The organism is Neisseria sp. P0021.S005, assembly GCF_051956955.1.
This window is the reverse complement of the sequence record NZ_JBQCWY010000479.1, coordinates 1-2327: the sequence shown is the minus strand read 5'-3', so window position 1 is coordinate 2327 and position 2327 is coordinate 1. Positions and strand designations below refer to the sequence as shown.

Below are 2327 nucleotides of genomic sequence, written 5' to 3'. Positions count from 1 at the left end.
TCGGCCGCCACTTGGCGGGTCGTATCCGAACCGTGATGGCGCAAAGCCGCGCCCAATACCAAAGCCCAAGCCAAAATGCCGATATAGTTGGCATTGGCCAGCGCGTTAATCGGGTTGGCCACCAAATTCATCAGCAGCGTTTTCAACACTTCGATAATGCCGGAAGGCGGCGCAACGGACACATCGCCGGCCGTACGCAGAATCAGCGTGGTCGGGAATGCCATGCTGGCGACAACCGCCACCACAGCGGCTGCAAACGTACCAAAAATATACAAAATCAAAATCGGTTTGATGTGGGCCTGATTGCCTTTTTGGTGTTGCGCAATGGCGGCAGTCACCAAAACGAATACCAAAATCGGCGCGATAGCCTTAAGCGCACCGACAAACAGGCTGCCCAGCAGTCCTGCGCTGATACCGACTTGCGGCGCAACTGCGCCCACAAGAATACCTAAAACCAAGCCGATGGCGATTTGTACCACCAGGCTGACGCTGTTGATCGCGTTTAAAAGCGGATTGCCACTTGCCATATCCGTTCCTTCAATTTAAAGATATGTTAAAAAAGTCTTACATTCTAAAATAAAAAATCATTTGTCGGCGAGGTTTTCATGCACACCTCACAAAAACAGCATTAAAGTTTAGCATTTATGACACAGTTGGCACTTTATGCCAAAAATATGGTCAAACCCGCTCAAACCCTACTTTCAAAGTATGCCCATACCGTTGCCTTATCCCTCTGTATCTTGATTTCAGACGGCCTGAAATCTGCGCCATAAGGCCGAATATAAAGGCAACTTCATCAGTCAAAACACAAAAACATAAATATTACAATCAGATAGAAACAAACCAAAATCCGCCCTTAAGCCGCATTTTGCAACGTTATCGCGCTAAATTTCCGTTTATATCCATAGCCTGAAAGCTTGCAGAAATAATGTTAAAATCCCCAAACTGAAGAATTGTCGCTGTCGAACACACATCATGACCAAACTGACCTACCCTGTTTTATTTGCATCATTGGCGCTCGCCTACGGACACGCGTTGGCAGTAGATACTTCCGTTCCCAAAGCGGAAGACTACGAGGCCGTTCCCGAATCCGAAATGCCCAAGCAGCCCAAAGACGACCAAACAGGCAAACTCAAGCCCAAATTCCCCGTCAAAATCGACACCCAAGACAGCGAAGTCAAAGAAATGCTTGAAGAATACCTGCCGCTGATTACCCAGCAGCAGGAAGAAGAGCTGGACAAAGAGCAGGTCGGCTTCCTCGCCGAAGAGGCACCCGACAACGTCAAAACCATGCTCCGAACCAAAGGCTACTTCAACAGCAACGTCAATATTCAAGACCATGGCGAGAGCTATACCGTCAACGTCACCCCCGGCCCGCGCACCAAAGTCGACAACGTCAGCGTGGCCATCCTCGGCGACGTATTGAATGACGACAACTTGGCCGAATACTACCAAAATGCAATGGAAAACTGGCAACAGCCCGTTGGCGAAAACTTCGACCAAGACGGCTGGAGTGCGAGTAAAACCTCCGTCCTCAGCGCGGTAACACGCAAAAAATATCCTTTGGCGAAACTCACCACCACCCAAGCCACCATCAATCCCAATACCCAAAAAGCCGACTTGAACGTCATCGTGGAGAGCAACCGCCCCATTTACTTCGGCGATTTCCAAATCACCGGCACACGCCGCTACCCTGAGAGCGTGGTTTCCGGCATGGCGCGTTTCCAACCCGGTTCGCCTTACGACTTGGACAAAATCCTCGATCTGCAACAGGCGCTCGAGCAAAACGGCCACTACTCCGGCGCGTCCGTACAGGCTGACTTCGATCAACTGCAAGGCGACCGCGTTCCCGTCAAAATCAACGTGACCGAAGTCAAACGCCACAAACTGGAAACCGGTATCCGCTACGACTCCGAATACGGAATCGGCGGCCGCATCGCCTACGACTATTACAACCTCTTTAACAAGGGCTACATCGGCTCGGTCGTTTGGGACATGGACAAATACGAGACCACGCTGGCCGCCGGTATCAGCCAACCGCGCAACAACCGCGGCAACTACTGGACAAGCAACGTTTCCTACAACCGCTCGACCACGCAAAACCTTGAAAAACGCGCCCTGACCAGCGGCATTTGGTATGTCCGCGACCGCAACAATATCGATGCCCGCTTCGGCCTAGAATTTATTACCGAAGACCGCAAAGTCCCCGACACCAGCTACGATTTGGGCCGAAGCCATGCCACCATGCTGACCGCCTCATGGAAACGGCAAAGCATCGAAACCGAGCTGCATCCTCAAAACGGCTACTACCTCGACGGCAAAATCGG

The 2327-nt window shown here is 51.4% G+C and carries 2 protein-coding genes; one reads left to right on the top strand and one right to left on the bottom strand.

The features are described from left to right. Window positions 1-527: cation:dicarboxylate symporter family transporter (locus ACTHUE_RS15820; protein ID WP_440423961.1), on the bottom strand; the 527-nt coding region annotated here is incomplete at its 3' end. Window positions 528-975: 448 nt separating this feature from the next. Here ACTHUE_RS15820 and ACTHUE_RS15815 point away from each other — a divergent pair. After that, window positions 976-2327: autotransporter assembly complex protein TamA (locus ACTHUE_RS15815; protein ID WP_440423960.1), on the top strand; the 1352-nt coding region annotated here is incomplete at its 3' end.